Source organism: Streptomyces europaeiscabiei (assembly GCF_036346855.1).
Classification (GTDB): domain Bacteria; phylum Actinomycetota; class Actinomycetes; order Streptomycetales; family Streptomycetaceae; genus Streptomyces; species Streptomyces europaeiscabiei.
The window spans coordinates 2283785-2310007 of record NZ_CP107841.1 but is presented as its reverse complement, the minus strand read 5'-3'; the positions used below and the strand labels follow the sequence as shown (position 1 = coordinate 2310007).

The window sequence follows — 26223 nt, the reverse complement described above, 5'->3', positions numbered from 1 at the left end:
CCCGGCCCATGAGCACGGAGGTTCCGGCTCATGAAGAAGACAACGGGCGATCTGTGGCCGGAGTCACGCCCGACGACGAACGGAATCGAACCAACCGGAGCGCAGGGTGAATCCATGGGCGGAATTGGTTACTCCGCGCCAACTTCCCGAGGGTGCGGCGGGGTTGACCCGGTGAAGTGGGTCACAGATCGTCAGGGCAGCTGGCCGACATATCAGGAAATCAGGGAATGAAGTGGGTGTCCGGAATTGGTTGCTACTCACGGTAACGGCGAACTGGCCTCGGAGGACGAGTGATTGCTTGCTGACAGCTCGTCAACCTCCATACATTCCCGGCCGTGTGCAACGAGCACCGCTCGGGTACGTCCGCCGGCCGCGCAGAGCCGGACAGCGCGCAGCACCACCGCCGGCGGACGGGGCGGAGCGCGACACCCGCGTCCATGCGCGGGAAGCGCCCCGTCCTGGGGGACCCCGGGTCCGTGGAGAGGGATCTTCATGTCCGAATGTGGCGATACCGCGCGCGGCAGCGCTCGAAAGAAGCGCACGACGGCGGTCCTCGCCGGGGCGGCACTGCTCGCCCCGCTCGGCCTCCTGGCCGTCACCGGCACCGCCTCGGCGGCCGACAGCGGAGTGTGGGACCGCATCGCCAAGTGCGAGAGCGGCGGCGACTGGCACATCAACACCGGCAACGGCTACTACGGCGGCCTCCAGTTCGCAGCCCCCACCTGGCGTGCCTACGGCGGCAGCGCCTACGCGGCCACCGCCGACAAGGCCTCCAAGGCCCAGCAGATCGCGATCGCCACGAAGGTCCAGCGCGCCCAGGGCTGGGGAGCGTGGCCCACCTGCGCCGGGCGCGCCGGAGCGTCCGGCAGCGCACCCGCGGCGCCCTCCACCGGCTCGGCCCCCACCGGATCGACCGGGTCGGCCGACCCCACCGGGCCCGGGAAATCCGCCGAGGCGGCCCCGTCGAAGGCGCCGTCGCGCCCCGCCGGCCACGCGGACCGCAGTGCCTCCCGCGGTGACTACACCGTCCGCCGGGGCGACACGCTCAGCGGTGTCGCCGCCCGGCACGGGACCACCTGGCGGCAGGTGTACGCCGCCAACAGGGCCGTCATAGGCGGCGACCCCGACATGATCGTGCCGGGCCAGCGGCTCGACCTCTGAACCGTCCGTCGTCCCCGTTCCCCTGGGCGCGGACGTCCCACCCGGCACACCCGCCGGGTTGGGGCCCGTGTTCCTCCGGACCGCGACGGCCCATGCCGTCTCAGGCGAGTTCCGCCGCCTCGCCGCCGAACGCCAGTTCCCCGCGTCGCAGTTCGTACACGAGGGCGCCCGGCGTGCCGCGCAGCCCCGGCGGCAGGCGCTGCTCGGCGACGACCACACAGGTGTGGAGGCCGCTCAGCAGCTCGTACGTCCGGGCCGCGACCGCGGGTGACATGCCCTGGGTGGGTTCGTCGACGAGGACGACCCGCGCGTGGGCCGACAGGGCGCGGGCGAGGGCGAGCATGCGCTGCTCGCCGCCGGAGAGGGTGCCGGCGCGGCGGGGGAGCAGGGGGTCGAGCCACGGATAGGCGTCCAGGGCGTACGAGAGGTCCGGCGCGGCCAGTTCGAGGTTCTCGCGCACGGTGAGCGAACCGAAGACGGCCCGGCGCTCCGGTACGAGGACGAGGCCGCGCCGGGCGCGCTCGTACGCGGGCGTCCGGGTGATGTCGACCCCGTCCCACACGACGGCACCGCCGGACAGCGGGACCGTTCCGGCGAGGGCCCGCAGCGCGGTCGTACGTCCGGAGCCGTTTCGGCCGAGCAGCACGGTGAGGCCGGGGCCCGGGGCGGCGAGGGTGAGGCCGTGCAGGGCTTCCAGGGGTCCGTATCGGACGCGGGCGTGGCGGAGGGAGAGGAGAGTCATCGTTCGACCGCCGGGTCGTGCGGGTCGAGCGTGCCCGGTGAACGGAGGACGTGGTCGGCGGGGCCGGAGGTGACGATCCGGCCCGCCGCCATGACGTGCACGACGTCCGCGAGGTCCGCGACGAGGTCGAGGTCGTGCTCGACGACCAGCAGGGCCATGCCGTCGTCGGCGAGGGCGCGCAGCACGCGGGCGAGGGCGGCCACCTCGGCCGTGTCGAGTCCGGCGGCGGGTTCGTCGAGCAGCAGCACGCGCGGGCTCCCGGCGAGCGCCCGCGCCAGCTCGACCCGCCGCAGCGTCCCGGTCGGCAGCCCGGCCGCCGGCGCCGTCCGCACGGCCCCGTCCAGCCCGAACAGCCGCAACGCCGCCTCCACGGCTTCCGGATCGGCGACCCGCCCTTGCTCGGCGCCCACCCGCACGTTCTCGGCCACGGTCAACGACGGGAAGACAGCCAGCTGTTGAAACGTCCGGGCGATCCCGAGCCGGGTGCGGGCGTGCGCGGGCAGCCGCGTGATGTCCCGCCCGCCCAGGCGCACCTGGCCGGTGCCGGGCCGCAGCGTCCCGGTCAGACAGTGGAAGAGCGTGCTCTTCCCGGCACCGTTGGGGCCCACCACCGCACTGACCCACCCCGGGAGGACGTCGAGATCGACACCGTCGAGGGCCGTGAACCCGCCGTATCCGAGGCGGAGGCGGCGGGCTTGGAGCGAGGGAGCAGGAGGAGGGACGGCGCCAGGGAAGCGCGGGGCGGGGGCAGGGGTGGTGGCCGGCCGAGGAAGGGAGGCCGGGCCGGTCCCGTGCCGGTGCCCGGCGGGAAAGTCGAGGCCGGGAGGGGACGGCTGCGCCACCGTGCCGGCCCGCGCCCCGCCACGCTCGGAGGGCTCCGTCACTCCCGGCCTTCTCTCGGAGGGCTCCGCCATTCCCGGCCTTCTCTCGGAGGGCTCCGCCATTCCCGGCTTCCTCTCGGCGGGCTGTCCCTGGTCCTGCGGCGCTGGTCGATCCGGCGCCGATGCCCGCCGCCGTCGACCGATTCCGCCACGGCTCCGCCGGCCGCCCGGGGCCGTTAGGCCGGGCCCGTCGCGGCGCACGGCCGGGCTCCTGCCCACCGCTGGGCCGTCGGCCCGGTCGGCCCTGCCGGGCGCGTCCTGCTCAGCCGCACCCGCGACGCCGCCGTCCCGCATCGATCCGTCCGCCGCGGCGAGCGTCGCCCCTGTGGCAGCACCCACGCCCCGCCTCGCCCATGCGCCGCTCGCGTCCTGTGCAGAGCCCCGCGTCGAAGCCGCACCCCGGCCCGGGGCGACCGACCCCGGCACACCGGCGCGCACCCGCTCCCGAGCCCGTACCCCCGCCGCCGTGAGCCCGCGTCGGGCCCCCGCTCCCCGGCGCAGGCGTGCGGATCCCGCCCGGACCGCCTCGTAGGGCCCGCCGGGGAAACGGCCCACCAGTACCGCCAGGACGCCGACGACCGCCGCGGCCACACCGCCCTCGGTGCCCGCGTCCAGGCCGACCAGCAGGGCGGCCGCCGCGAGCGCGCCGAGCGTGCTGTCGGCGCCCAGGACGACGATCGCGGCGAACCAGAGAAGGCCGCGGACGGGGTCGTAGGCGGTGGGGTCGAAGGCGCGGACGCCCATGGCGAGCATGCCGCCGCCGAGGGCGGCCAGGGCGGCGCCCGTCACGAACGCCGCCAGCTTCAGCGAGGGGACGCGTACGCCTGCCGCCGACGCGCCCGACTCGTGGTCGCGCATGGCGGCGAGGGCCCGGCCCGTGCGGCCGCGGCGCAGGGCGTGGGTGGCCAGGAGGGCCGCGGACAGCAGACCCAGCTCCAGGACGTAGTAGGCGCGGTCGCCCTCGAAGCCCGGGGGGCGGGTGAGGGTGAGGCCCGAGGTCGCGTACGGCTGGGCGAAGACGAAGCGGCTCACGCCGACGCCCACGGCGAACGTGGCGAGGGCCAGCGCCAGACCGTGACGGCTGATGGCGGGCCAGCCGGTCAGCAGGCCCAGGGGGGCCACGAGGAGTACGGCCACCAGGAGGGCGGTCAGTTCGGGGAGCGCGGGGAGGAAGGGGAGGCGGCCGGCCGACAGCAGTGCCGTGAAGAGCGCGCCCAGACCCGCGTACGCCGCCTGGCCCAGGGAGATCTGGCCGCCCCTGCCCGTCACCACCACCAGGGAGAGCAGGACCACGCCCAGCGCCGGTACCTGGACGGCCGTGTGCAGGTCCTCGCCCGCGAAGCCCAGCGGGATCAGGAACAGCAGAAGCGCCACGATCCACGCTCCGACGGGTGCGCGGACCGGCGCGGTCGCCGCGCGGGGCAGCACGTCGCGGGTGCCCACGCCGGGCAGGACGAGGGCCGCGATCAGGAGGGCCACGACGAAGAGGTTGGCGCCGACGGCCTGGAGCAACGGCTCCGCCCAGCCCGACGGGTGGAGCCGGGTCAGCTGGCTCTGGGCGATCCCGATGCCCAGTGCGACCAGCACGGCCACCGGGAGGCTGCGCATCCGGGCGGCGACCGCCACGGCGACCACTTCCATCACCAGCAGCGGCATGCCGTACGGGTCGAGGCGTACGTAGGGGGCCAGCAGGACGCCCGTCAGACCCGCCGTGAACGAGCCGAACGCCCAGCCCGCGGCGGCGACCCGGTCCGCGTCGATGCCGCCGAGGACGGCGAGGGACCGGTCGTCCACGACGGCACGGAGTTCGCGGCCGAAGCGAGTCCAGCGGGTGACCGCACCCACGGTCGCCGCGATCGCCACGGCCACCGCCAGCTGATCCCACGGGTCGGCCGACACCAACGTCGGGGCGTCGTCCCGCGCCCCCTGGCCCCACAGCAGCGCGGCCCCGCCGACCAGGAGGACGAAGACGCCGATCGAGGCGACCAGGGTCTGTGCCGGGTCGTTGCCGAGCACGGCGAGCGGGCGGAACACGAGGCGTTCCAGGGCGAGGCCGACGGCGGGGGCGACCAGGAACAGGGTCACGAGGGCGCCGAGCCAGAGGGGCCACCCCCACTCCACGGTGAACTGGCGCAGCAGATACGCGCACACCATCGCGATCGCCCCGTGCGCGAAGTTGAGCACTCCGGTCGCCCGGTACGTCACGATCAGGCCGATTCCGGTGAGGGCCGCCGCGCTGCCGACCGACAGTCCGGCCAGCGTGAGGTCGTAACTCAGGGACGCCATCAGCCCTCCGGGGGCTCGGCGGGGTCGCTCCCGGAGGGCGCTTCACAGATCGGGCACGGCCGCAGTTCGCCGCCGCTCAGCACCCGGGAGTCCACCGGCACCGCCTCCGCCCGGCCGGCCACCAGGGGGCAGTCCGCGCGGTGCCATAGGGTGCCGCCGGGCACCATCAGCAGGCTGCCGCTGGTGGCCAGGGGCACGGCCGCCTGCCCGGACGCGTCGGCGTCGGAGGGCTCGGCGGCGACCAGGAGGCCGTACAACTCCTCGACGCGCGTGGCGGCCAGGGCGTTCCGGCCGTGGGCGAGGAGGACCGCGCCCGCGATGATCAGCGCGGCGCCGGGGACCGTGCAGGAGGCCAGGTAGGGGAGCTGCCGTTCGGCGAAACGCTCGCCGGAGACGCCGTACCAGCCGATGACGCACAGCACCGCGCCGCCGGCGAGCGCGGCCCAGCCGGCCCAGAGGACGGGGTGCACGGTCCGCAGTCGGGCTGTCCGCATCGGGGCTCCCACACGTCGTGTGTCTGTCCATCCCAGCCGATGGCTTGCACTATGCCTTCTGCAAGCTGACCCTGAAAGAACCGGGCGCGAGCCGCCCGGACCGACACCCGGTGGTGAGCCAGATGGTTCTCGGGAGCGACCTCAGGCGGGCGAACGGACGGCGGGGCCGCGGCCCACGGGCGGCGGGACGGGGTACGGCCCTGGCGGCCGCCCTCGTCCTCCTCCTCGCCCCGGCCCTCGCGGCGTGCAGTGACGACAGCGGTGGCGGCGGCGACACGGCGCCGCCCACGCCGTCCGTGGAACGGACGACCAGCGAACCCGCCGAAGCGACCGTGAGCGCGAGCGGTCCCGCGGACACGGAGGCGGCCGAGAAGCAGATCGAGAAGAACTGGAAGACGTTCTTCGACCCGGCCACCTCCACCAAGGAGAAACAGGCCGTGCTGGAGAACGGCGACGAGATGGGCCCGGTCCTCGCCGCGTTCAGCGGTGACGAACGCGGCGGACAGGTGGAGGCCGAGGTCCAGAAGGTCGTGTTCACCTCGGCCACCGACGCCGACGTGACGTACACCCTGCTCCTGGAGGGCGCCACGGCTCTGCCGGACGCGGCGGGCACGGCCGTCGAACAGGACGGCACCTGGAAGGTCTCCGTCAAGACGCTGTGCGGACTGGTCGCGCTGAGCGGCAATGCGACACCGGGCCCGGGCTGCTGAGACGGCTGCCGCAGGCCTGCTGCTCCTGCTGGCGACGGCCTGCGGGAGCCGGCTTCCGGAGAGCGACTTCGAGGGACGGGGGGCCACCACGGCACCGGCGAGTGCCGAGCCGTTGCGCGTCGGGATCATCACCAGCGTCACCAGCCCCGTCGGCGGTACCGCTTTCACCGGGCCGCGCGACGGGGCGAAGGCCTACTTCGCCGCGCTCAACGCGCGCGGGGGCATCGACGGCCGCCGCGTCGAGGTGCGGGAGTGCGACGACGGCGGCAGCGGCGTGGGCAACAACGAGTGCGTGCACCGACTAGTGGAGGAGGACGAGGTGGTGGCGCTCGTCGCCACCACCGCCCTCGACTACGCGGGCGCCTCCCGTGTCGCACGCGCGCGCGTGCCCGACATCGGCGGCCAGCCCATCGGCCCGGCGTACGACACGTACCCGTACCTGTACAGCGTCTACGGCAGCCTCGCGCCCCGCAGCGGCACGACCGGCTGGGACGGCAGGCAGTACGGCGGCACCGAGGTCTACCGCTACTTCAAGCGTGCGCACGGCGCCCGTACCGCCGCCGTGGTCTCGTACAACCAGTCCGCGTCGGCCGCGTACGCGCGCCTGGTCGTGCAGGGGCTGAAGGCCGAGGGGTACGAAGTGGTCACCGAGCAGGTCGACTTCGCGCTGCCCAACTTCCGCGCGGCCGCCGCCGACATCAAGGAACAGGGCGTCGACCTGGTCTTCGACGCCATCGACGGCCACGGCAACGCCCGGCTCTGCGAGGCGATGGACGAGGCGGGCGTCGAACTCACCGCCAAGGTCACCAATGTGCAGAACTGGACCTCCACGGTCGCCGAGGACTACAAGGACGCCCCGCGCTGTCGCAACGCCCTGTGGGCCACCGGCTCCAGCCGCAACCACGCGGACGACGCCGACGAGGCCGTACGGGAGTTCCGGGACGCGACGAAACGTCTGAAGACGCACTCCCAGTGGCAGTTGGAGGGCTGGGCGGCCGCCATGTGGTTCACGGACGCGGCGCGCTCGTGCGCGGGGGACGAGGAAGGTGTGACGCGCGCGTGTGTCGACCGGTTCATGAACCGCGACGAGCCCTACAGCGCCGACGGACTGCTCGTGCCCGTCCGCTTCGAGCGGCTCACCGAGCCCCCGAGGACACGCCGGACGTGTGTGTCGGTGGCCCGCTGGCAGGACGGTAAGGGGTGGGTGGGCCAGGGGGACATGAACGACACCTGTTTCGACGTTCCACAGCTTCCTTACCGGCCCTGATGCGTTTCGAAGCGAACAAGTTCCCTCTTTCGCCTATCGATCGGGCAACCGTTCCAAAACAAGTTGATGATGCTGTCCAACCATTCCCAGGGATGCCGGGTCTAACGGTGCGGCGGTGGACCAGCACCGCCATTGACGGATGACCAGCGAAATCAACGGATGACCAGGGAAATCAGGGGGCTCGGGGGACGCATGCACATTTCTTTCCTCATACACAACGCGTACGGCATCGGGGGAACGATCCGCACGACGTACAACCTGGCGAACACCCTTGCCGAACAGCACGACGTGGAGATCGTCTCCGTCTTCCGCCACCGTGACGAGCCGGTGTTCGACGTCGACCCGAGGGTCCGGCTGCGGGGCCTCGTCGACATCAGGGAGGGCGGCGCCGACAAGGGCCACGCCGACCTGGAGCGCCCCGCCAGGGTCTTCCCGCGCGCCGAGGGCCGCTACGCCCAGTACAGCGCCATGACCGACCGGCGTATCTCCGAGCACCTCTCCTCGGTCGACGCCGACGTCCTGGTCGGCACCCGCCCCGGACTGAACGTGCACATGGCCCGGCAGACCCGCCGCGGCCCGGTCCGCGTCGGCCAGGAGCACCTCACGCTGGACAGTCACTCCCCGGCCCTGCGCGCCACCCTTCGCGGCGTCTACCCGAGGCTCGACGCGCTCACCACGACCACCGAGGCCGACGCGCGCGCGTACGGCTCGAAGATGCGGCTGCCCGGCGTCCGCCTGCAGGCGGTGCCCAACCCGGTGCCCGAGCCGGGCATCGACCCGGCCGACGGCTCCGGCAAGTGGGTCGTCGCCGCCGGGCGGCTCGCGCCCGTGAAGCGCTACGACCTGCTCATCAAGGCTTTCGACAAGGTGCGCGAAGAGCGGCCCGACTGGCGTCTGCGGATCTACGGCGGCGGCAAGCAGAAGGACAAACTCCGCGCCCTCGTCGACAAGTTGGGCCTCTACAACCACGTGTATCTGATGGGCCCCGCCAACCCCATCGAGCCCGAGTGGGCCAAGGGCTCCATCGCGGCCGTCACCTCCAGCCTGGAGTCGTTCGGCATGACGATCGTCGAGGCCATGCGCTGCGGTCTGCCGGTGGTCTCCACCAACTGCCCGCACGGCCCCGGCGAGATCATCGACGACGGCGTCGACGGCCGCCTGGTCAAGGTGGGCAACGTCGAGGCCATCGCCGACGGTCTGCTGGAGCTCATCAACGACGACGACAAGCGGCAGCGGATGGCCCACGCCGCGCTCCAGGACTCCGAGCGCTTCGACCCGACCCGCATCGCCGAGCGCTACGAGACGCTCTTCGGCGACCTCGCCGCCCGTGGCCCAGGCTCGTCGGTGGGTCGGATACGCGGCTCACTGCACCGCACCCGTGGTGTTCTGCTCGGTGGAGCGTATGCCGTTCGGGATGCCGGACGTTCCGCCATCAAGAAGGGGCGCACCGCATGATGACGCTGGCTCCGCAGCAGCCCACGCACCGCGACGACCAGGAGGACAGGGTTACGCCCCCGCGCGCCGACTGCGTCGCCGACTTCGCCGGTGGACTGACTTTCGAGGTCGCCGACCGCGGCGAGTCCGGCCCCGCCCACCTGGTCCTGGTCCTCCGCAGCGGTGACCAGCGGGTGCGACTGCCGCTCACCCCGGCCGGCAAAGGCCGTCTGAGGGCCGCGCTGCCGAGCAGCGTGGACGTCCCCGAAGGCTACTGGGACGTCTACCTCCAGGTGGCCGACGACGAGCCGCGACGCCTGTCACCCGGCGTCAACGACCTGCGCTCCCTCGTCGACCGCGCCCCCACCCCCTCCGCCGGCCGGATCGCCGTCCGCATCCCGTACGGCACCAAGCACGGCAACCTCACCATCCGTAGTTGGGAGCGCTCCCCTCACGCCGAGGCAGGCGAACTCCACCTCGGCGACGGCCGGCTCGAGGTGAGCGTTCAGCTGTACGGCGCCGGGCCCACGCCCGACGCGTACGCCGAGTTCACCGACCAGAACGGGGTGCTACCCGCCGTACGGACCGATCTCGCCTCGGACGACGACCGGGGCGGCCTCCGCTTCACCGTCGCCTACGGCGACCTGCGGCCCGGTCACTGGGACCTGTGGCTGCGCCCCCAGGGAGAGAGTGGTCCGCGGGTGCGGATCGCGCGGCTGCTCGACGACATCGTCGACAAGCACCCGGTCTTCGTCTATCCCAGGATCCGCGCCGAGACCGAGCAGGGCCCGGTGGAGGGTGAGCCGTACTACACGGCCCACAACGACCTGTCCGTCACGGTCGTCGCCGTGAGTTGACCGATCTGCCCGATCTGGCCGATCTGGCGGAGCCACCGAGCCGAGCGGAGCTGCCGAGCCGAGCCGACGTCGGCGGTCGAGGACACAAGCTGTCCGCGACCGCTGACACACTCGCCCCATGTTGGAGACATCCGCACGGCTGCTACGACTGCTCTCGCTGCTGCAGGCCCACCGCGAATGGTCCGGCGCGGACCTGGCCGACCGGCTCGGCGTCACCGCGCGCACGGTCCGCCGTGACGTGGACCGGCTGCGTGAGCTGGGCTATCCCGTCAACGCCAGCCCCGGCACGGGCGGCGGCTACCAGCTCGGCGCCGGGGCCGAGCTGCCGCCGCTGCTCCTCGACGACGAGGAGGCGGTCGCGGTGGCCGTCGGGCTGCGCTCGGCCGCCGGGCAGGGCATCGACGGCATCGGCGAGTCCTCCGTACGCGCCCTCGCCAAGCTCGAACAGGTACTGCCGAACCGGCTGCGCCGCCGGGTGGGCGCCCTGAACGCCTTCACCGTGCCGCTGCTGCGCGGCCCCCAGCTCTCCGCGGTCGACCCGGCGGTGCTCACCGAGCTCGCGAACGCCTGCCGGGACGCCGAGCGGCTGCGCTTCGACTACCGTGACCACGGCGGCACCGCCACCCGCCGTACCGTCGAGCCGCACCGCCTGGTGTGCACCGAACGCCGCTGGTACCTGGTCGCCTGGGACGTCGACCGCGCCGACTGGCGCACCTTCCGCGTGGACCGGGTCACGCCCAGGCCGCCGCACGGCCCGCGCTTCGTCCCCCGCGAGCCACCGGCCGAGGATCTCGCCGCGTACGTCTCCCAGGGCGTCTCCACACGCGTGTACGCCTCGCACGCCGTCGTACGGCTGCTGGTGCCCCTGCACGAGGCCGCCGAACGGATCTCGCCCTCGGCGGGCACCCTGGAGGCCCACGACGAGCACAGCTGTCTGCTGCGCACCGGGGCCGCGAGCCTCGATGTGATGGCCATTCACGTGATGATGACCGGCGTCGACTTCGAGGTCGTCGAACCGGCGGAGCTGACCGGGGCGATCAGGACCCTTCGGGACCGTCTGTCGGCCGCTCTTGACCGAAGCGGGGATGCGGCGTCCTCTCCTGGCCCTTCCGGGTCTGGGGCGGTGTGATCGCCGCGAACCTCGGATGGTGCAGGTCGAACGCCGGGGCCTCGGAGCGGACCGGGGGCAGCGTCACGAAGTTGTGGCGCGGTGGCGGACACGAGGTCGCCCACTCCAGCGACCGGCCGTAGCCCCACGGGTCGTCGACGTCGACCCGCACGCCGTACCGGGACGTCTTCCAGACGTTGTAGAGGAACGGGAGCGTGGACATGCCCAGCAGGAACGAGCCGATCGTCGAGAGCGTGTTGAGGGCCGTGAAGCCGTCGGCGGCCAGATAGTCCGCGTACCGCCGGGGCATGCCCTCGGCGCCCAGCCAGTGCTGCACCAGGAACGTGGTGTGGAAGCCCACGAAGAGCGTCCAGAACTGGATCTTGCCGAGCCGCTCGTCGAGCATCTTCCCGGTGAACTTCGGCCACCAGAAGTAGAACCCCGCGAAGGTGGCGAAGACGACCGTGCCGAAGACGACGTAGTGGAAGTGCGCGACCACGAAGTACGAGTCCGTGACGTGGAAGTCCATCGGCGGCGACGCCAGGATCACCCCCGTCAGACCGCCGAACAGGAACGACACCAGGAAACCGGTCGCCCACAGCATCGGCGTCTCGAACGACAGCGAGCCCTTCAGCATCGTCCCCGTCCAGTTGAAGAACTTCACCCCCGTCGGCACGGCGATCAGGAAGCTCATGAACGAGAAGAACGGCAGCAGCACCGCGCCCGTGGCGAACATGTGGTGCGCCCACACCACCACCGACAGTCCGGTGATCGCCATGGTCGCCCCGACCAGCGTCAGATAGCCGAAGATCGGCTTGCGGCTGAAGACCGGGATGATCTCCGTGATGATCCCGAAGAAGGGGAGGGCGATGATGTAGACCTCGGGGTGCCCGAAGAACCAGAACAGGTGCTGCCACAGCAGCGCCCCGCCGTTGGCCGCGTCGAACACCTGCGAGCCGAACCGCCGGTCCGCCTCCAGGACCAGGAGCGCCGCGGCGAGCACCGGGAACGCCATCAGGATCAGGATCGACGTGAACAGCGTGTTCCAGGTGAAGATCGGCATCCGGAACATCGTCATGCCGGGGGCGCGCATCCCGATGATCGTGGTCAGGAAGTTCACCGCGCCGAGGATCGTCCCGAAGCCGGAGAGCGCCAGCCCCATGATCCACATGTCGGCCCCGATCCCCGGCGACCGCTCCAGACTGTTCAGCGGCGCGTAGGCGAACCAGCCGAAGTCGGCGGGCCCCGACGGCACCAGCAGCGAGCCCATCACGATCAGCCCGCCGAACAGGAACAGCCAGTACGACAGCATGTTCAGCCGGGGGAAGGCGACATCGGGCGCGCCGATCTGCAACGGCATGATCTCGTTGGCGAACCCGGCGAAGGTCGGCGTCGCGAAGAGCAGCAGCATGATCGTGCCGTGCAGCGTGAACAGCTGGTTGAACTGCTCGTGGTCCACGATCTGTGTGCCCGGCCGGGCCAGTTCGGCGCGCATCACCAGCGCCATCAGACCGGCCGCCAGGAAGAACAGGAACGACGTGACCAGGTAGAGGTGGCCGATCTTCTTGTGGTCCGTCGTGGTCAGCCAGTCGACCATGATCCGGCCCGGCTGCCTGGTCCGTACGGGTCGTGCCGGCTCCTGTACGGTCTCGGTCCCCATCGCTCGCCCCTTCGCTGCCGCGTCCTGGGCCCGTGCCGCACGCCATGATGCTCGCGCCCCGGTCGCCCCGACAGGGGCGTACGGGGAAAGTGTGCGGGAACCGTGTATTTCCCATGAGGTGGGGGCTTCGGGAGCCGTCCGGGAATCAGTGGGAAAAGGCTGGACATGCACCGGACACACCGCGTCCCGGACATGCTTTCCGACGGGCTATTCGCGATGGTGCCGAAGTGGGCGGGAATTACGTTCGGCAGCACGCGGAAGGCGTAAGGAACCGCTCGTACGTGTGACTGAGTTGGGCCGAAACGCGTGTCGTGGTTCTGTGACAGAAGCGTGACTGCGGGAGGACAGCGGGCCTCCGGCCGCCTACCGTGGCGGTCATGGCACCCATCCCCACCCCGCCCGAAGAGCCCCGGGACGACCCCGACGCGTACGTCGGACTGGAGGCGCCGAACGCCGAGCGCCGAGCCGCGGAACGCGGCTGGTCCACTGTCAGAAAGCTGCCGCCGGGCGCGATCATCACCATGGAGTACCGCTTCGGCCGGCTCAACCTCGAGGTCGAGGACGGCCGGGTGAGGCGCGCCTGGAAGGGCTGAGAGCAGGCGTCGTCAGGTCCAGGACGGGTGAAGGCCCGGCTCTCGGAGAGCCGGGCCTTCACCGTGCGGGGCATGGGTGGTGCGTACCGGCCCCGCTGTCTCGTGTCAGCCTCCCGCGACCGGCCGGGCCGAGGTCGCGTTGTGCGCGACCCGGTCCGCGTGAGGCGGTCGCCGGGGGCCGGTCGGGGTGACCGGGGCCCTCTCCGACCTGGTCAGATGAGGTCCGGGGGACAGATGCAGCGGCACGATCGGGGAGTGTGCGGCGCGGGCCGCGATGCCGGTCTCCCGGACGGTCGCGGGCTCCTCGCCGGGCCCCCGCAGCGAGGCCGTGCCCACCGCGGTGGGCGCCGCCACCGGTGCCGGCACGGGTGTCGGCGCGGGTGCCGCCACCGGCGCCGTACGGCGGTCGCGCCAGGTGTCCCGCAGCGAGAAGAGCCAGGCCTCGGCGCGGGCGATCAGCGGCTCGAACCAGGGCAGGGCCAGCATGATCAGCAGACCGGCGGCCCAGCCCAGCAGGACGTCGCTCAACCAGTGCGTACCGAGGTAGACCGTGGTGAGACCGACGCCGAGCGAGATCACGGCGGACAGTGCGGACAGCCAGCGTCTGGCTCTCGGCGTCGACGCCAGATAGGCCAGGATGCCCCAGGTCACCACGGCGTTGGCGGTGTGTCCCGAAGGAAATATGTCGCCGCCCAGCCACATCTCGTTGGCGCCGATCTCGGTGGCGTAGTGCGGGCCGAGCCGCCCCATGCCGATCTTGGCGGCGCCGACCGTGATGTTCAGCAGGAGCAGCGAGACGCCGAGGGCGAGCATCGGGCGCAGGGTGTGCTGTCTCCAGGAGCGCCAGCCCAGCCACGCGGCGACCATCACGGCGGTGGGGCCGCGCTGGCCCAGGACGACGTAGTAGTCCAGGAAGGCGTGGATCTGCTGCCACTGCTGGTACGGCCGGAAGAACATGATCTGCCAGTCGAGCCGGACCAGCCACGAGGTGATCACGACGGCCCACACGATGGCCACGTAGAAGGCCAGGGTGGAGCCGAGGAGCACCACCCGGTGCCGGGTCATGACCGGCACATCGATGTGGGCCGGTCGTTCCGGCTCACGGTCCAGCCTGGAGAAGACCCGGTCCAGACGGGTCGGCTTTAGTTCGGTACGCACCCAATCGACGTTACAGCGAGTGAGCTCCGGCGCGGCGTGAATCACCGGCTTTGTGATGACGCCGTGATGTGGGATTGCTCTCATATTGATGTTTATTTCTGCTGAATGACGAATCGTTGCGCCACTCGACCTTCAATTCCATGGCCTAATGCTGAGCAGTCGTTTTGCGGCCCTTTTGAATTCGTTCACCGAATGCTTGCGCGGAATTACCCGTTCGCTCGCTGCCCGTCGCGGGCCGGTCAGGGCGGACCCGAGCCATTCAGCCAGAACGCCCCGTAGACCGCCGACGCCACCCCGACCGCGCCGACAATCGTCGCTGACCTGGGTGTACGCGCTCCGGCGAGGGCCCGGGCGAGGGGCAGCAGCAGCGGGAAGGCGGGCATCAGCAGCCGGGGCTTCGAACCGAAGTAGCTCGACGCGCACAGTGCCAGCGCGGTGACGACCCCCGCGTAGACCAGCAACGGCAGCGGCTGCCCCTGCCGTACGCACACCACGTACAGCCAGATGACCAACGCCACTCCGATGATCAGGCCGACACCCGCCAGGGCCGACGGGAACGACGTGAACTTGTCGGCGACGAAACGCGCGAAGGCGTAGCCGCCGTCGAAGCCGTTGCGCCAGCCCGCCTGGACGTCGAGATATCCGAGCGGGCCCTTGCCCGTGCGGTGGCCGACCCACAGGACGTAACCGGCGGCACCCAGAGGTGCGAGGAGCATCCCTAGGGCGCGCGGCCAGAGGTGGGCGCCGTTCGATGCCTCCGCACTCCGGTTCCGTACCGACGCGGGAGCGGGTGCGTGTCGCCGTTCCCGCAGGTACGACGCGATCGCCGCCGCCCAGAGCGCCGCGACCACCGCGAGCCCCACGGGGCGGGTCAGGCCGGCCAGGGCGGCCAGGGCGCCCGCCGTCACCCAGCGGCCGGTCAGGACGGCGTACAGCGACCAGGCCGCCAACGCGGTGAACAGCGACTCCGTGTACGCCATCGACTGCACGATCCCGACCGGCAGCACGGCCCACAGCAGCACCGCGCACACGCCGACCCGACGCCCGTACACGTGGTCGGCGACCGCGAAGATCCCCCAGGCCGCGGCGAAGGAGGCGAGCGTGCCGACGACGAGACCGGCGTGGGCGTACGGCAGCGGGGTCACCGCCGACACCGCCCGCTCCAGCCAGGGGAGCAGTGGGAAGAAGGCCAGGTTCGAGTGGATGTCGCCGTTCGGCAGGCGCACCTCGTAGCCGTAACCGAGTTCGGCGACGCGGGTGTACCAGAGCGAGTCCCAGCGGGCCGACAGCAGCGTCAGGGCGCTCTTGTCGCGCGCCGCGCTCCACACGGCCAGGGCGACGAGGCCCAGGGCGCGCACGGCGGCGTACCCGAGGAGTGCGGGGGCGGCCCGTCTCGGGAGAGGCGGCGCCGGGCGCGTAGCAAGATCGGTCACGCGCTCGATTATCGGCGGAGTCGGGAACCGGCCGGGACGCGGTCACGTGGTGGTCCGTGATGGACGGTGACCGGCGAACCACGGACGAGTGATGAAGGAGTCATGGAGGACCGGTGGACGGCCCGGGGCGTGGTGTATGCCACACGTCACATGAAGCTTCCATGAGACACCCGCCACTTTTCACCGGCCGGGACTCGCGTACGCTGTCGGCTCGCTCGCCTTTCGTTGCGCGGGTCCGGGACGCCGCTCCTCCCGGGCCGTGGCCGCCGGGGAGTCCCCACCCCGTTGGTACCGCCGAACGCGAGAGCATCTGGGAGGTAGGTACATGTCCGGGACGCCCACGGCCGCTGTGCGACGCCGCCGGGAGGCCTGGGCCGGTGCCAACCGCTGGGTCGTCCTCGTCGTCCTGTGCGTCAGCCTGCTGCTCGTCGCCGTCGACGCCACCGTGCTGCACGTGGCGGTTCCCGCGGTCACCGAGGACATCAAGCCGAGTGGCATGGAGCTGCTCTGGATCGTCGACGTCTACCCGCTGGTCTGCGCCTCGCTGCTGATCCTCTTCGGCACCCTCGGCGACCGGGTCGGCCGCAGAAGGATCCTCCTTCTCGGATACGCCCTCTTCGGTGTCGCCTCCGGCCTCGCGGCCTGCGCGGACAACCCGCAGATCCTGATCGCGGCCCGCGCCCTGCTCGGTGTCGGCGGCGCGATGATCATGCCCGCGACGCTGTCGATCCTGCGCCAGGTCTTCCCCGACCGGAGGGAGCGGGCGCTCGCCATCGGCATCTGGAGCGCGGTAGCGGCGGTGGGCGCGGCCGTCGGACCGCTGCTCGGCGGGTTCCTGCTGGAGCACTTCTGGTGGGGCTCGGTCTTCCTGGTCAACATCCCGCTGATGCTCGTCGGTCTGCCGATCGGACGGCTGCTGCTGCCCGAGTCGACGGGCGACCGCGACGGCCCCTGGGACGTGGTCGGCGCCCTGATGGCGGCTGTCGGCCTCTTCGGCGTCGTCTTCGCCGTGAAGCGGCTCGGCGGCGGACACCCGCCGTTCGACCCGGGCACCGCGCTCGCGCTCGCCGTCGGCGCAGGGCTGCTGATCGCGTTCGTACGACGGCAGCGGCGCAGGACGCATCCACTGGTCGACCTGCGGATGTTCGCGCGCCCCGCGTTCAGCACGTCCGTCGGCTGCATCGTCCTCGCGATGCTCGCGCTGGTGGGGCTGGAGCTGATCGCCGCGCAGTATCTGCAGCTGGTCCTCGGGCTGTCCCCCCTGCAGACGGGGCTGCGACTGCTGCCGCTGACCATCGCCGCCATGGCGGCCGGGCTCGTCGGCTCCCACCTGCTGCACCGCTTCGGGCCACGCCGCATGGTCTGCCTCGGCTTCTGCCTCACCGCCTTCGCGGTCGTCCTGCTGACGGCCATGGGGCGCCACGACAACGCGGGGCTGCTGCTCGCCGGGTTCGTCCTGCTGGGCTTCGGCCTGGAGACGACTCTCTTCGGCGCGTACGAGTCGATGCTGAGCGAGGCGCCGGCGTCCTCGGCGGGCGGGGCGGCGGCGATCGGTGAGACGTCGTACCAGCTGGGCGCCGGTATCGGGATCGCGCTCCTCGGGAGTGTGATGAACGCGGCGTACGCGCCGGGGCTGTCGTCCGTGCCGGGGGTTCCCGGCTCGGCCTCCGCTGCCGCAGGGCACTCGCTCGGCGAGGCGTACGAGGTCGCCGACCGGTTGGGCGGGCCCTCGGGGGAGGCGCTGCGGCACGCCGCCCGGGACTCGTTCGTCCACGGGCTGCATGTGACGCTGCTGGTGAGTGCGGCGCTGCTCGTGCTGGGCGCGGTGATGGCCCTGCGACTGCCTCGGGGGATGGAGTGCGGGGCTTCCGCGGAGGTGCCGGGGCCGCGGGGGGCCAAGGCGCCGACCCCCGTGCGTGCGGAGTCGGTGCGCTGAGCCGTGTGGGGCGGCCAGAGGGCCCTCACAGGGCGCGGGGGAACCGCGCAATCGGCCTTGGAGGGTGCGCACGGTGGGTACGGTGATTAGCGTCGCTAGTTTTATGAGCCGGAGGTACCCCCCATGAGCTTCGACCCCACCGATTTTCTCGGTCTCGACGAGCTGCTCGACCCCGAGGATCTCGCCGTACGGGACACCGTGCGGAGTTGGGCGGCGGATCGTGTGTTGCCACATGTCGCCGAGTGGTACGAGCAGGGGGAGCTCCCCGGGGTCAGGGAGTTGGCCCGGGAACTGGGGGCGATCGGGGCACTGGGGATGTCGCTCCAGGGGTACGGCTGCGCGGGGGCCAGTGCGGTGCAGTACGGGCTCGCCTGTCTGGAGCTGGAGGCCGCGGACTCGGGGATCCGGTCGCTGGTGTCCGTGCAGGGGTCGCTCGCCATGTACGCGATCCACCGGTTCGGGAGCGAGGAGCAGAAGCAGGCGTGGCTGCCGCGCATGGCCTCCGGTGAGGTCATCGGGTGCTTCGGGCTCACCGAGCCCGACCACGGCTCCGACCCGGCGTCCATGCGTACGTACGCCAAGCGGGACGGCGGTGACTGGGTCCTGAACGGGCGGAAGATGTGGATCACGAACGGGTCAGTCGCCGGGGTCGCCGTGGTGTGGGCGCAGACCGAGGAGGGCGTCCGGGGGTTCGTCGTGCCCACGGACACCGCCGGGTTCTCCGCGCCGGAGATCAAGCACAAGTGGTCCCTGCGCGCCTCCGTCACCAGTGAACTCGTCCTGGACGACGTGCGGTTGCCCGAAAACGCCGTACTGCCGGAGGTCAAGGGGCTGAAAGGGCCGCTGAGTTGTCTCTCGCATGCCCGCTACGGAATCGTGTGGGGCTCGATGGGTGCCGCACGGGCGTGTTTCGAGTCGGCCGTCGAATACGCAAGGACGCGGGAGCAGTTCGGGAAGCCGATCGGCGGATTTCAGCTCACCCAGGCCAAACTCGCCGACATGGCGGTCGAGTTGCACAAAGGGATTCTGCTCGCCCACCATCTGGGGCGGCGGATGGACGCGGGACGGCTCCGTCCCGAGCAGATCAGTTTCGGCAAGCTGAACAACGTACGAGAGGCGATCGAGATCTGCCGTACCGCGCGCACGATTCTCGGCGCGAACGGAATCTCCCTCGAGTACCCGGTGATGCGGCACGCGACGAACCTGGAGTCCGTGCTCACCTACGAGGGCACCGTCGAAATGCACCAACTGGTGCTGGGCAAGGCGCTCACCGGTCTTGACGCCTTCCGGTGAGCCGCGTCGTACGACCGCGCACCGCAAGGACGGGCCGGCGAGCGGCCCTGCCTCAGCTCTGGTTGAAGAAACCGTCGACCGGACGGCTCACGACCTCGCCGCTGACGATCTCCGTGTCGGCCGGGGTCAGCAGGAACACGCGGTTGGACACCCGCTCGATCGAGCCGCGCAGACCGAAGATCAGGCCGGCCGCGAAGTCGACGACACGCTTGGCGTCTCCGGGCTCCATGTTCGTGAGGTTCATGATGACCGGGACGCCGTCCCGGAAGAGCTCGCCGATGTGCCGGGCGTCACGGAAGCTGTCCGGCGTGACCGTGCCGATCCGGCGGCCGTGGTCCTGCACGGACTCGGCCGCGACCTTGACGCGAGGGTCGGTGACCCAGGCCTCGCCGGAGCCGGACTCCCGCTCATCGGCGTAGTCGTCGTCGTAGTAACGCTCGTCATCGTTGTCGTCGACGAGGCCAAGCCAGGCACTCGCCTTGCGCACCGATCCCATGGACGCCTCCTCTCGCAGCGGTCTTTCGTGCTTTCCGCATCCCTATCGTCGTCCATGATGCGGAGGTCTCGCCAAGTGGATAGACGCCGCACGGGGGTTTCGTGACGGTACTGGTGCAGAACGAATTCGTCGAGAGTCCATGTGCCCCAAGGGCTCCGCTGTACACACCTGCTGACAGGGAGTGAAATAATATTGTTCGTGGCGTTTGGGTGAGCCCAGGCCCGTCCGGGTGAACGTTCCGGCAGCTACGATGCGGCCACGCCGACGAGCGGGCGGAGACTCGGGGAGACACGGGGGAGTGTCGTGTTCGGAATAGTGAGGCCCTGCAGCCACCGGCTCGGCGAAGGGCTGCGGACGCAATGGATGGCGCATCTGTGCGGGCTCTGCCTCGCGCTGCGCGGGGACCACGGGCAGTTCGCCCGGATCGTCACCAATTATGATGGTCTGCTGGTCTCCGTTTTGACGGAGGCTCAGGCCGAGCGCACCACCGACTGGAGGCGCACCGCCGGACCCTGTCCGCTGCGCGGGATGCGCACCGCCTCCGTCGCGCAGGGCGAGGGCGCGCGGCTCGCCGCCGCCGTCTCGCTGGTGCTCGCCTCGGCCAAGGTGCGTGACCATGTGGCTGATGGGGACGGAGTGCTCGCGCGCAAGCCGGTGGCGCGCGCCGCGCGCCGGATCGCGACGAACTGGGGGCGCGCGGGGGCGCGTACGGGATCGGACATCGGGTTCGACACGGCGGTGCTGGTCGATGCCGTGGACCGGCAGATCGGCATCGAGGCGCTCGCCGGGCCGGGCACCCCTCTGCTGACGGTCACCGAGCCGACCGAGACGGCGACGGCGGCGGCCTTCGCGCACACCGCGATCCTGGCCGGACGGCCGGGCAACGCCGAACCGCTCGCCGAGGCCGGACGTCTTTTCGGACGGCTCGCCCATCTGCTGGACGCGGTGGAGGACCGGGCCGCCGACGCCGCCGCAGGCGCGTGGAACCCGCTGACCGCCACGGGTACCTCCCTCGCCGAGGCCCGGCGGCTCGCCGACGACGCCCTGCACGGCATCCGGCTCGCCCTGCGCGAGACCGACTTCGTGGACGGCGCGCTGGCCCATCTGCTGCTCGTGCACGAGTTGCGCAGGTCGGTGGACCGGGCGTTCGGGGCGGTGCCGGTGTGTTCGGCGCATCAGCAGGGCGGGGCGCCGGTGCCGGGCGGTCCGTATGCCGGGGACGGTGGGAATCCGTACGCGGGTGGCGCCGGCGCTCCGTACACCGGTGGCAATCCGTTCGGCAGTGGTGGCGGGGGATACGGCGGGGGCGGTGGCTTCGGCGGGGTGCCGACGCCGCAGCCACCGAGGCGGCGGGGTTTCTGGGCGGGGTGCGGGATGTTCACGCTGCTGTGCTGCACCTGCCAGTTGTGCTGCGCGAAGGAGTACGAGGGCCCCTGGTCCCGGAAGAAGCGCGAGGGCTGCTGCCGGGACTGCGACTGTGACTGCTGCGAGTCGTGCGAGTGCTGCGGTTGCGACTGTTGAGACGGCAGCCGGGCCGGATCGAGGAATGAGGAACGGGCAACGCGAGGGGAGGGGTGCGCGTGTGAAGGCCAAGGGAGAGAACGCGAACGGCGCAACCTCGGAGACCGGGGCGCGCAGTGGGGTCGGGTCAGCTCAACAGGACGAGGACCACACTCGACCGAAGTCGATGTGGGAGCGGGTGACCAGCCACTGCTGCGAATGCATGGGGTCAAGTGGAACAGGCATCCGATTGCGCGTCAACCGGCTTGAGACGTAGCGCTCACAGTTCGGACAACCTTGACAGCGAAGGGAAAGACCGCCGTACTCTCGGCACAGACCGCTGCTGAGGGGCTCGGTCGCCCGCCTCCATGTCCATGGACGCGCTCCGTGTGAAGGCACCGTGTTCGACTCGGACATCACGGAGCCTTTCGCATGCCGTCTGCCTCTTCTTCTCACTTCGCCACTCTCCCCTCGCGGCCGTCCCTGGTGATCGTCGGGGCCGGGCCGCGCGGTACCGGACTGATCGAGCGGATCGCCGCCAACGCCGGTGAGCCGTACGCGGGGGCGGGCTTCGACATCCATCTCGTCGATCCTCATCCGCCGGGCGCCGGGCGTATCTGGCGGGCGGACCAGTCGCCGCTGCTGTGGATGAACTCGCAGGCCGAGGACGTCACCATGTTCACCGACGAGACGGTGCGGATGGACGGGCCCGTACGGGAGGGGCCCACCCTGCACGAGTGGGCGGGGCTCGACGGGCGGGTCTTCCCGGACCGGCGCATACAGGGCGAGTATCTGCGCTGGGTGCACGAGAGAGCCGTGGCCGATCTGCCCGAGGGGGTCACGGTTCACCATCACCCGCGGCGGGCGCTGCGGATCGGCGGACCGGGCGAAGGGCGTCAGCAGGTGTGGCTGGAGGGGCGCACGCGTCCGCTCCTCGCGGACCTCGTCGTCCTCGCGCTCGGCCATCTGGACGCCGAACTCGACGACGAGCAGCAGCGATTGGCCGAGTACGCCCGCGTCCATGGGCTCGTCCACATGCCGCCGGACTTCACCGCCGACAGCGATCTGTCGCGGCTGGCCCCCGGCGAACCGGTGCTCGTACGGGGCTTCGGGCTCGCCTTCGTCGACCTCATGGTGCTGCTGACGGAGGGCCGCGGCGGGCGGTACGAGCAGGACGAGGGAGGCACCGACGGGGAGCTGACGTATCACGCGTCCGGGCGGGAGCCCGTGCTGCATGTCGGCTCGCGGCGCGGGGTGCCGTACCACTCGAAGATCGGGTACGACCTGGAGGGGGAACGGCCGCCGCTGCCGAGGTTCTTCGGGCCGGCCGAGGTCGACGAACTGCTGGGGCGCGCGGCCGGGTTCGACTTCCGGGGTGATGTGTGGCCGCTGGTGGAGAAGGAGCTGGGGTTCGCGCACTACCACCGGCTGTTCACGGCTCATCCCGAGCGGACGGCCATGGCCTGGGCCGACTTCGAGGAGAAGTACGCGGCGGCGGATGCGCGGGAGCGGGCGGTGCTGGTGGCGTCAGCGGTGCCGGACGTGGCCGACCGGCTGGACCTGACCGCGCTGGACCGCCCGTTGGAGGGGGTGCGGTACGGGTCGCACGCGGAGTTCCAGGACGGGCTGCGCGGCTATGTCGAGGCCGACCTGGCACGTCGTCACGACAATGCCTTCAGCGCCGACCTGGGGGTTTTCTTCGGGCTTTTGTCCGTCTACGGGCAGCTGATCCGGCTCGGCGACGTCGGGTCCTGGTGGCACGGGTTCTTCAGCTGTCTCGCCTCCGGTCCGCCCGGTCCCCGGCTGCGGCAGATGCTCGCCCTGTCGCGGGCCGGTGTCCTGAAGTTCGTCGGGGCGGACATGCGAGTGGCTGCCGAGGGCGGGGTGTTCCGGGCGTCCGGTGTCACCGTGCCCGGGGGGTCCGTCGAGGCGAGGGCGCTGGTCGAGGCGCGGTTGCCGGAGCCGACGGTGGCGCGTGTTCGCGACGGGCTGCTGCGCGAGCTGTACGACGACGGGGGTGTCGTCGAGACGGCGGAGGGGCTGGTCGCCGTCGACCCCACGGACGGACGGGTGTTGGACCGGTCCGGGCGCCCCCACCCTCGGCGCTTCGCACTCGGGCCCTACACGAACAGCCGTACGCCGGGGGCTTTCACCCGGCCGCGTACGGGTGGCCCCGCCTTCCGGCAGAACGACGCGACGGCTCGGGCCGTACTCGCGTTCCTGCGTGACCTGGGGTGCCGCGCGGCGGCGTGAGAGGCGGACCGACGAAGGCCGCGGCGTCGGTGACCGCCGGGCAGCGATGTCGTGGTGGGTCGCCGTCGCGGCGGAGAGGAGGGTCGGAGTGGTGGGGTGGAGTGGTGGAAGGGGCCGGTGGTGCGGGGAGAGGCGGTGCTGCTGGGAGGACGGACGCGGGGAGGGGGCCGGCTGGGTGAGGAGGGCCCGTCCGAGAGGTAGGTGTGGCTTTCGGTGGCCGGCGTTGTCGTGCGGAGAGGGTCCCTGGGGTGTGCGGAGAGGAGCCGCAGGGGCGCGTGGTCGGAGTGGAGAGAGGTCGGTCGGTATGGGGTCGTCGTACGGTCGGGGGCGGTTGCACCTGGCCGCAGCCATTGATCAGCGTGCGGTGTGTGAGGTGGGGGCGTTTGTCGAGCTCGCCCGGCTCGCGGAGCGGGGGGCGTTGGATTTCGTGACGCTCGGGGATTCTTCCGGGCGGCCGGGGCTTGACGCGTCGGCGGTGTTGGCACGGGTGGCGCCGGAGACGGGGCGGGTCGGGCTGGTGCCGGCCGTGCGGACGACGCATTCCGAGCCGTCTCATGTGCGGGCCGCCGTATCGACGCTCGACCGGGTGAGCCGGGGGCGGGCCGGGTGGTGGATCGAGGTGCCGGGCACGGAGGAGGAGACCCGGTTGTTCGGACGGCGGCCTGCCGCGCCGGGCGACGTGCTGTGGCGGGAGGCCGGTGAAGTGGCCGACGTGGCCGCCCGGTTGCGGAACGGCTGGGCGGACGACGCCGAGGCCCATGATGCCGGGACCGGGCGGTTCATCGACCGGGAGAAGGTGCACCACGTCGACTTCGAGGGTGTCGAGGGCGCCGGGTTCTCCGTCCGGCAGCCCTCGACCGTGCCCCGGTCGCCGCAGGGGTGTCCCGTGGGGGTCGTCGACGCGACCGAGGGTGAGAGCCGTGGGACCGCCGCCCGGTACGCGGATGTGGCCCTCCTGCGGGTCGCCGCCCCGGCCCACGCCGACGCCGTACGGACGGAACTGCGGGAGGCGGCGACCGGGTTCGGGCGGGATCCCGATGGGCTGCGGGTCCTGGTGAGTCTCAGAGTGGATCTCGGCGGTGGTGAACATGCGGCCGAGCCTGGGCACGGTGGGGGAGGTCCGCGGCAGACCGCGGACGGCCCGCTGTACCGGGGCGGACCCGTCGACCTCGCCGAACTGATCACCGCCTGGCACCGGGCCGGGGCCGCCGACGGCTTCCACCTCGTCCCCGTCGAGCCGCGCCGTGACCTGGAACGGCTCGTCAACGGGACGGTGGCGCTGCTCCAGCACCGCGGGCTGTTCCGCACCTTCTACCCGGGCAGCACGCTCCGCGAGCACCTGGGCCTCGCCCGGCCCGCCGCCCGGCCCGCCGTGACAGGGGGAGCGGCAGGGGGAGCGTCCTGACGGAACGGAGTACCGGGGCACGACGCTGTGCTCACACCTCGGGCCGCCCGAGCCCCGGGTGGCGGGATCGAACGGCTGAACGGCCCAACGTATGACTTCCGGACACCCCCGGGCGGTGGATCCGCGTACTCCGACCGGGCGCCTCGGAGGGTGTCCTCCGTCGCGGGCGACCATGATGGTGCTCGACGCTCCCGGGCCCTGCGGCCTGCTCCGACGACCCGTCAGCCGGTCTCGCCGGGAGCCGTTCAGGATTCACACAGAACCCGCACATATGGCCTGGCGAGATCAACTGGAGTGGAGGGCGCGCCGGTTGGGACTCCGAGAGGCCGAAAGGCACCCTTGCGTGGGTCGGCGGTACGGCCGAATACTTCCCCCCAGCGCCTTGTCAGGGGCACGGCGTGTCCGGAATCCGGACCGATGTCCCTGATCTGCGCCTCACGGGCCCCGACCCCACGCGGGCCCCCGACTTCCCTTTGGAGGGAACGAACAGTGAGGATCAAGCGCACCACCCCCCGCAGCGGCATAGCGAGACGGACCCGGCTGGTCGCAGTGACCACCGGACTCGTGGCCGCAGCCGCCGTCACGGTCCCCACCGCCAATGCGGCAGGCACCCAGACGTTCAGCGCATCCGAGCTGAAGAGTGCCAGCTCATCGGTGCTCAAGGCCGACATCCCGGGCACCGCCTGGGCGATCGACCCGGCGACGGACAAGCTCGTCGTCACCATCGACAGCACCGTCTCCCAGGGCGAACTCGCGCAGATCAAGGAGGCGGCAGGCGAGAACGCCGGCGCCCTGACGATCAAGCGGACCCCGGGCAAGTTCAACAAGTTGATCAAGGGTGGCGACGCCATCTATGCGAGTAGCTGGCGCTGCTCCCTCGGCTTCAACGTCCGCAGCGGGAGCACGTACTACTTCGTGACCGCCGGTCACTGCACCGACGGTGCGGGCACCTGGTACTCCAACTCCGGCCGCACCACGGTCCTCGGCCCGACCACCGGGTCGAGCTTCCCGACCAACGACTACGGCATCGTGCGCTACAGCAACACGTCCATCGCCAAGGACGGCACCGCGGGCAGCGTGGACATCACCAGCGCCGCCACCCCGAGCGTGGGCACCAACGTCATCCGCACCGGATCCACCACCGGTACCCGTACCGGACGTGTGACCGCCCTCAACGCGACCGTGAACTACGGTGGCGGCGACATCGTCTACGGCATGATCCAGACCACGGTCTGTGCCGAGCCCGGCGACTCCGGCGGCCCGCTCTACGGCAGCAACGGCGTGGCGTACGGTCTGACCTCCGGTGGCAGCGGCAACTGCACCTCCGGCGGCACGACCTTCTTCCAGCCGGTCACCGAGGCCCTCAGCGCGTACGGCGTCAGCGTCTACTAGGCCGAACGGGAACCGGCGCACTTCCCCCGGCACCGGCCCCACCCAGCTGCAGTCGGCAGCAGGCGAGCCCCCGCACAGATGATGTGCGGGGCTCGCCCTCGTTCGGGCGGCGGAGTTACCTTCGAGATGCGTGCGGGCGCGTGCCGAGGCGCGTGCGCCGCCCG

20 protein-coding genes are annotated in these 26223 nt (G+C 71.6%); 13 read left to right on the top strand and 7 right to left on the bottom strand.

Going from position 1 to position 26223, the window contains the following annotated elements:
• Positions 1-492 precede the first annotated feature (492 nt).
• Positions 493-1161 (top strand): LysM peptidoglycan-binding domain-containing protein, encoded by a 669-nt coding sequence (locus OG858_RS09900; protein ID WP_319321116.1) that lies wholly within the window; start codon positions 493-495, stop codon positions 1159-1161.
• A gap of 100 nt (positions 1162-1261) precedes the next feature.
• On the opposite strand, the gene OG858_RS09895 is transcribed toward OG858_RS09900, so the two are convergent.
• From OG858_RS09895 to OG858_RS09885, 3 genes are read right to left on the bottom strand one after another with little or no spacing between them, the layout of a single operon-like run.
• Entirely contained in the window at positions 1262-1903 is a 642-nt protein-coding gene (locus OG858_RS09895) for an ABC transporter ATP-binding protein (RefSeq protein WP_319067106.1), read from the bottom strand.
• On the bottom strand, positions 1900-5070 hold the full coding sequence (locus tag OG858_RS09890; RefSeq protein ID WP_328544982.1) for an ABC transporter permease subunit: 3171 nt from the start codon (positions 5068-5070) through the stop codon (positions 1900-1902). The genes OG858_RS09895 and OG858_RS09890 overlap by 4 nt, the downstream gene beginning before the upstream one ends.
• Positions 5070-5564, bottom strand: a complete 495-nt coding sequence (locus OG858_RS09885; RefSeq protein ID WP_086751006.1) for a hypothetical protein — start codon at positions 5562-5564, stop codon at positions 5070-5072. Before OG858_RS09885 ends, OG858_RS09890 begins: the two co-directional genes overlap by 1 nt.
• 122 nt (positions 5565-5686) lie before the next feature.
• Between OG858_RS09885 and OG858_RS09880 the strand changes: the two genes are divergently transcribed.
• The 5 genes from OG858_RS09880 to OG858_RS09860 all read left to right on the top strand — a co-directional run bounded on the left by OG858_RS09880 (position 5687) and on the right by OG858_RS09860 (position 10961).
• Positions 5687-6274 carry a hypothetical protein gene (locus tag OG858_RS09880; protein WP_256960791.1) on the top strand — a complete coding sequence of 196 codons (588 nt, stop codon included), beginning with the start codon at positions 5687-5689 and terminating at the stop codon, positions 6272-6274.
• A complete protein-coding gene (locus OG858_RS09875) occupies positions 6249-7541 on the top strand; it encodes an ABC transporter substrate-binding protein (protein WP_328544983.1) in 1293 nt (430 codons plus the stop codon). The genes OG858_RS09880 and OG858_RS09875 overlap by 26 nt, the downstream gene beginning before the upstream one ends.
• Before the next feature lie 192 nt (positions 7542-7733).
• A complete protein-coding gene (locus OG858_RS09870) occupies positions 7734-8996 on the top strand; it encodes a glycosyltransferase family 4 protein (RefSeq protein WP_319067110.1) in 1263 nt (420 codons plus the stop codon).
• The gene (locus OG858_RS09865; RefSeq protein ID WP_086746640.1) at positions 8996-9832 is read left to right on the top strand and encodes a hypothetical protein; all 837 of its coding nucleotides are present in this window, start codon (positions 8996-8998) and stop codon (positions 9830-9832) included. The genes OG858_RS09870 and OG858_RS09865 overlap by 1 nt, the downstream gene beginning before the upstream one ends.
• A 118-nt stretch (positions 9833-9950) precedes the next feature.
• Positions 9951-10961 (top strand): helix-turn-helix transcriptional regulator, encoded by a 1011-nt coding sequence (locus tag OG858_RS09860; protein WP_086746641.1) that lies wholly within the window; start codon positions 9951-9953, stop codon positions 10959-10961.
• Here OG858_RS09860 and ctaD read toward each other — a convergent pair.
• On the bottom strand, positions 10870-12600 hold the full coding sequence (ctaD, locus tag OG858_RS09855; RefSeq protein ID WP_086746642.1) for an aa3-type cytochrome oxidase subunit I: 1731 nt from the start codon (positions 12598-12600) through the stop codon (positions 10870-10872). The genes OG858_RS09860 and ctaD overlap by 92 nt on opposite strands.
• A gap of 377 nt (positions 12601-12977) precedes the next feature.
• Between ctaD and OG858_RS09850 the strand changes: the two genes are divergently transcribed.
• Complete coding sequence (locus OG858_RS09850; RefSeq protein WP_086746643.1) at positions 12978-13193, top strand: I78 family peptidase inhibitor; 216 nt, start codon at positions 12978-12980, stop codon at positions 13191-13193.
• Positions 13194-13298: 105 nt separating this feature from the next.
• On the opposite strand, the gene OG858_RS09845 is transcribed toward OG858_RS09850, so the two are convergent.
• Positions 13299-14351 carry a phosphatase PAP2 family protein gene (locus OG858_RS09845; RefSeq protein ID WP_319067111.1) on the bottom strand — a complete coding sequence of 351 codons (1053 nt, stop codon included), beginning with the start codon at positions 14349-14351 and terminating at the stop codon, positions 13299-13301.
• Between the two features lie 239 nt (positions 14352-14590).
• Entirely contained in the window at positions 14591-15784 is a 1194-nt protein-coding gene (locus OG858_RS09840) for a glycosyltransferase family 39 protein (protein WP_327723782.1), read from the bottom strand.
• A gap of 325 nt (positions 15785-16109) precedes the next feature.
• Between OG858_RS09840 and OG858_RS09835 the strand changes: the two genes are divergently transcribed.
• Both OG858_RS09835 and OG858_RS09830 read left to right on the top strand, forming a co-directional pair.
• Positions 16110-17720, top strand: a complete 1611-nt coding sequence (locus OG858_RS09835; protein ID WP_086752494.1) for an MFS transporter — start codon at positions 16110-16112, stop codon at positions 17718-17720.
• Positions 17721-17843: 123 nt separating this feature from the next.
• Positions 17844-19013, top strand: coding sequence for an acyl-CoA dehydrogenase family protein (locus OG858_RS09830; protein WP_319067114.1), 1170 nt, complete (start codon positions 17844-17846; stop codon positions 19011-19013).
• 52 nt (positions 19014-19065) lie between these two features.
• Here OG858_RS09830 and OG858_RS09825 read toward each other — a convergent pair whose 3' ends face one another.
• Positions 19066-19509, bottom strand: a complete 444-nt coding sequence (locus OG858_RS09825; protein WP_037702072.1) for a cell division protein SepF — start codon at positions 19507-19509, stop codon at positions 19066-19068.
• A gap of 303 nt (positions 19510-19812) precedes the next feature.
• Between OG858_RS09825 and OG858_RS09820 the strand changes: the two genes are divergently transcribed.
• The 4 genes from OG858_RS09820 (at position 19813) to OG858_RS09805 (ending at position 26059) form a co-directional block, all read left to right on the top strand.
• Positions 19813-21030 (top strand): DUF5685 family protein, encoded by a 1218-nt coding sequence (locus tag OG858_RS09820; protein ID WP_319067115.1) that lies wholly within the window; start codon positions 19813-19815, stop codon positions 21028-21030.
• A gap of 411 nt (positions 21031-21441) precedes the next feature.
• Positions 21442-23262 carry an FAD/NAD(P)-binding protein gene (locus OG858_RS09815; RefSeq protein WP_179201394.1) on the top strand — a complete coding sequence of 607 codons (1821 nt, stop codon included), beginning with the start codon at positions 21442-21444 and terminating at the stop codon, positions 23260-23262.
• Positions 23263-23566: 304 nt separating this feature from the next.
• Positions 23567-24667 carry an LLM class flavin-dependent oxidoreductase gene (locus OG858_RS09810; protein WP_328544984.1) on the top strand — a complete coding sequence of 367 codons (1101 nt, stop codon included), beginning with the start codon at positions 23567-23569 and terminating at the stop codon, positions 24665-24667.
• 489 nt (positions 24668-25156) lie between these two features.
• Positions 25157-26059, top strand: coding sequence for a S1 family peptidase (locus OG858_RS09805; protein ID WP_037702068.1), 903 nt, complete (start codon positions 25157-25159; stop codon positions 26057-26059).
• Positions 26060-26223 lie beyond the last annotated feature (164 nt).

Coding starts and splice junctions, on each gene's coding strand:
- OG858_RS09865 (WP_086746640.1), top strand. CDS start 8,996: ATGACGCTGGCTCCGCAGCAGCCCACGCACCGCGACGACCAGGAGGAC.
- OG858_RS09850 (WP_086746643.1), top strand. CDS start 12,978: ATGGCACCCATCCCCACCCCGCCCGAAGAGCCCCGGGACGACCCCGAC.
- ctaD (WP_086746642.1), bottom strand. CDS start 12,600: ATGGGGACCGAGACCGTACAGGAGCCGGCACGACCCGTACGGACCAGG.
- OG858_RS09870 (WP_319067110.1), top strand. CDS start 7,734: ATGCACATTTCTTTCCTCATACACAACGCGTACGGCATCGGGGGAACG.
- OG858_RS09885 (WP_086751006.1), bottom strand. CDS start 5,564: ATGCGGACAGCCCGACTGCGGACCGTGCACCCCGTCCTCTGGGCCGGC.
- OG858_RS09815 (WP_179201394.1), top strand. CDS start 21,442: ATGCCGTCTGCCTCTTCTTCTCACTTCGCCACTCTCCCCTCGCGGCCG.
- OG858_RS09810 (WP_328544984.1), top strand. CDS start 23,567: ATGGGGTCGTCGTACGGTCGGGGGCGGTTGCACCTGGCCGCAGCCATT.
- OG858_RS09875 (WP_328544983.1), top strand. CDS start 6,249: ATGCGACACCGGGCCCGGGCTGCTGAGACGGCTGCCGCAGGCCTGCTG.
- OG858_RS09825 (WP_037702072.1), bottom strand. CDS start 19,509: ATGGGATCGGTGCGCAAGGCGAGTGCCTGGCTTGGCCTCGTCGACGAC.
- OG858_RS09895 (WP_319067106.1), bottom strand. CDS start 1,903: ATGACTCTCCTCTCCCTCCGCCACGCCCGCGTCCGATACGGACCCCTG.
- OG858_RS09890 (WP_328544982.1), bottom strand. CDS start 5,070: ATGGCGTCCCTGAGTTACGACCTCACGCTGGCCGGACTGTCGGTCGGC.
- OG858_RS09860 (WP_086746641.1), top strand. CDS start 9,951: ATGTTGGAGACATCCGCACGGCTGCTACGACTGCTCTCGCTGCTGCAG.
- OG858_RS09830 (WP_319067114.1), top strand. CDS start 17,844: ATGAGCTTCGACCCCACCGATTTTCTCGGTCTCGACGAGCTGCTCGAC.
- OG858_RS09835 (WP_086752494.1), top strand. CDS start 16,110: ATGTCCGGGACGCCCACGGCCGCTGTGCGACGCCGCCGGGAGGCCTGG.
- OG858_RS09900 (WP_319321116.1), top strand. CDS start 493: ATGTCCGAATGTGGCGATACCGCGCGCGGCAGCGCTCGAAAGAAGCGC.
- OG858_RS09880 (WP_256960791.1), top strand. CDS start 5,687: ATGGTTCTCGGGAGCGACCTCAGGCGGGCGAACGGACGGCGGGGCCGC.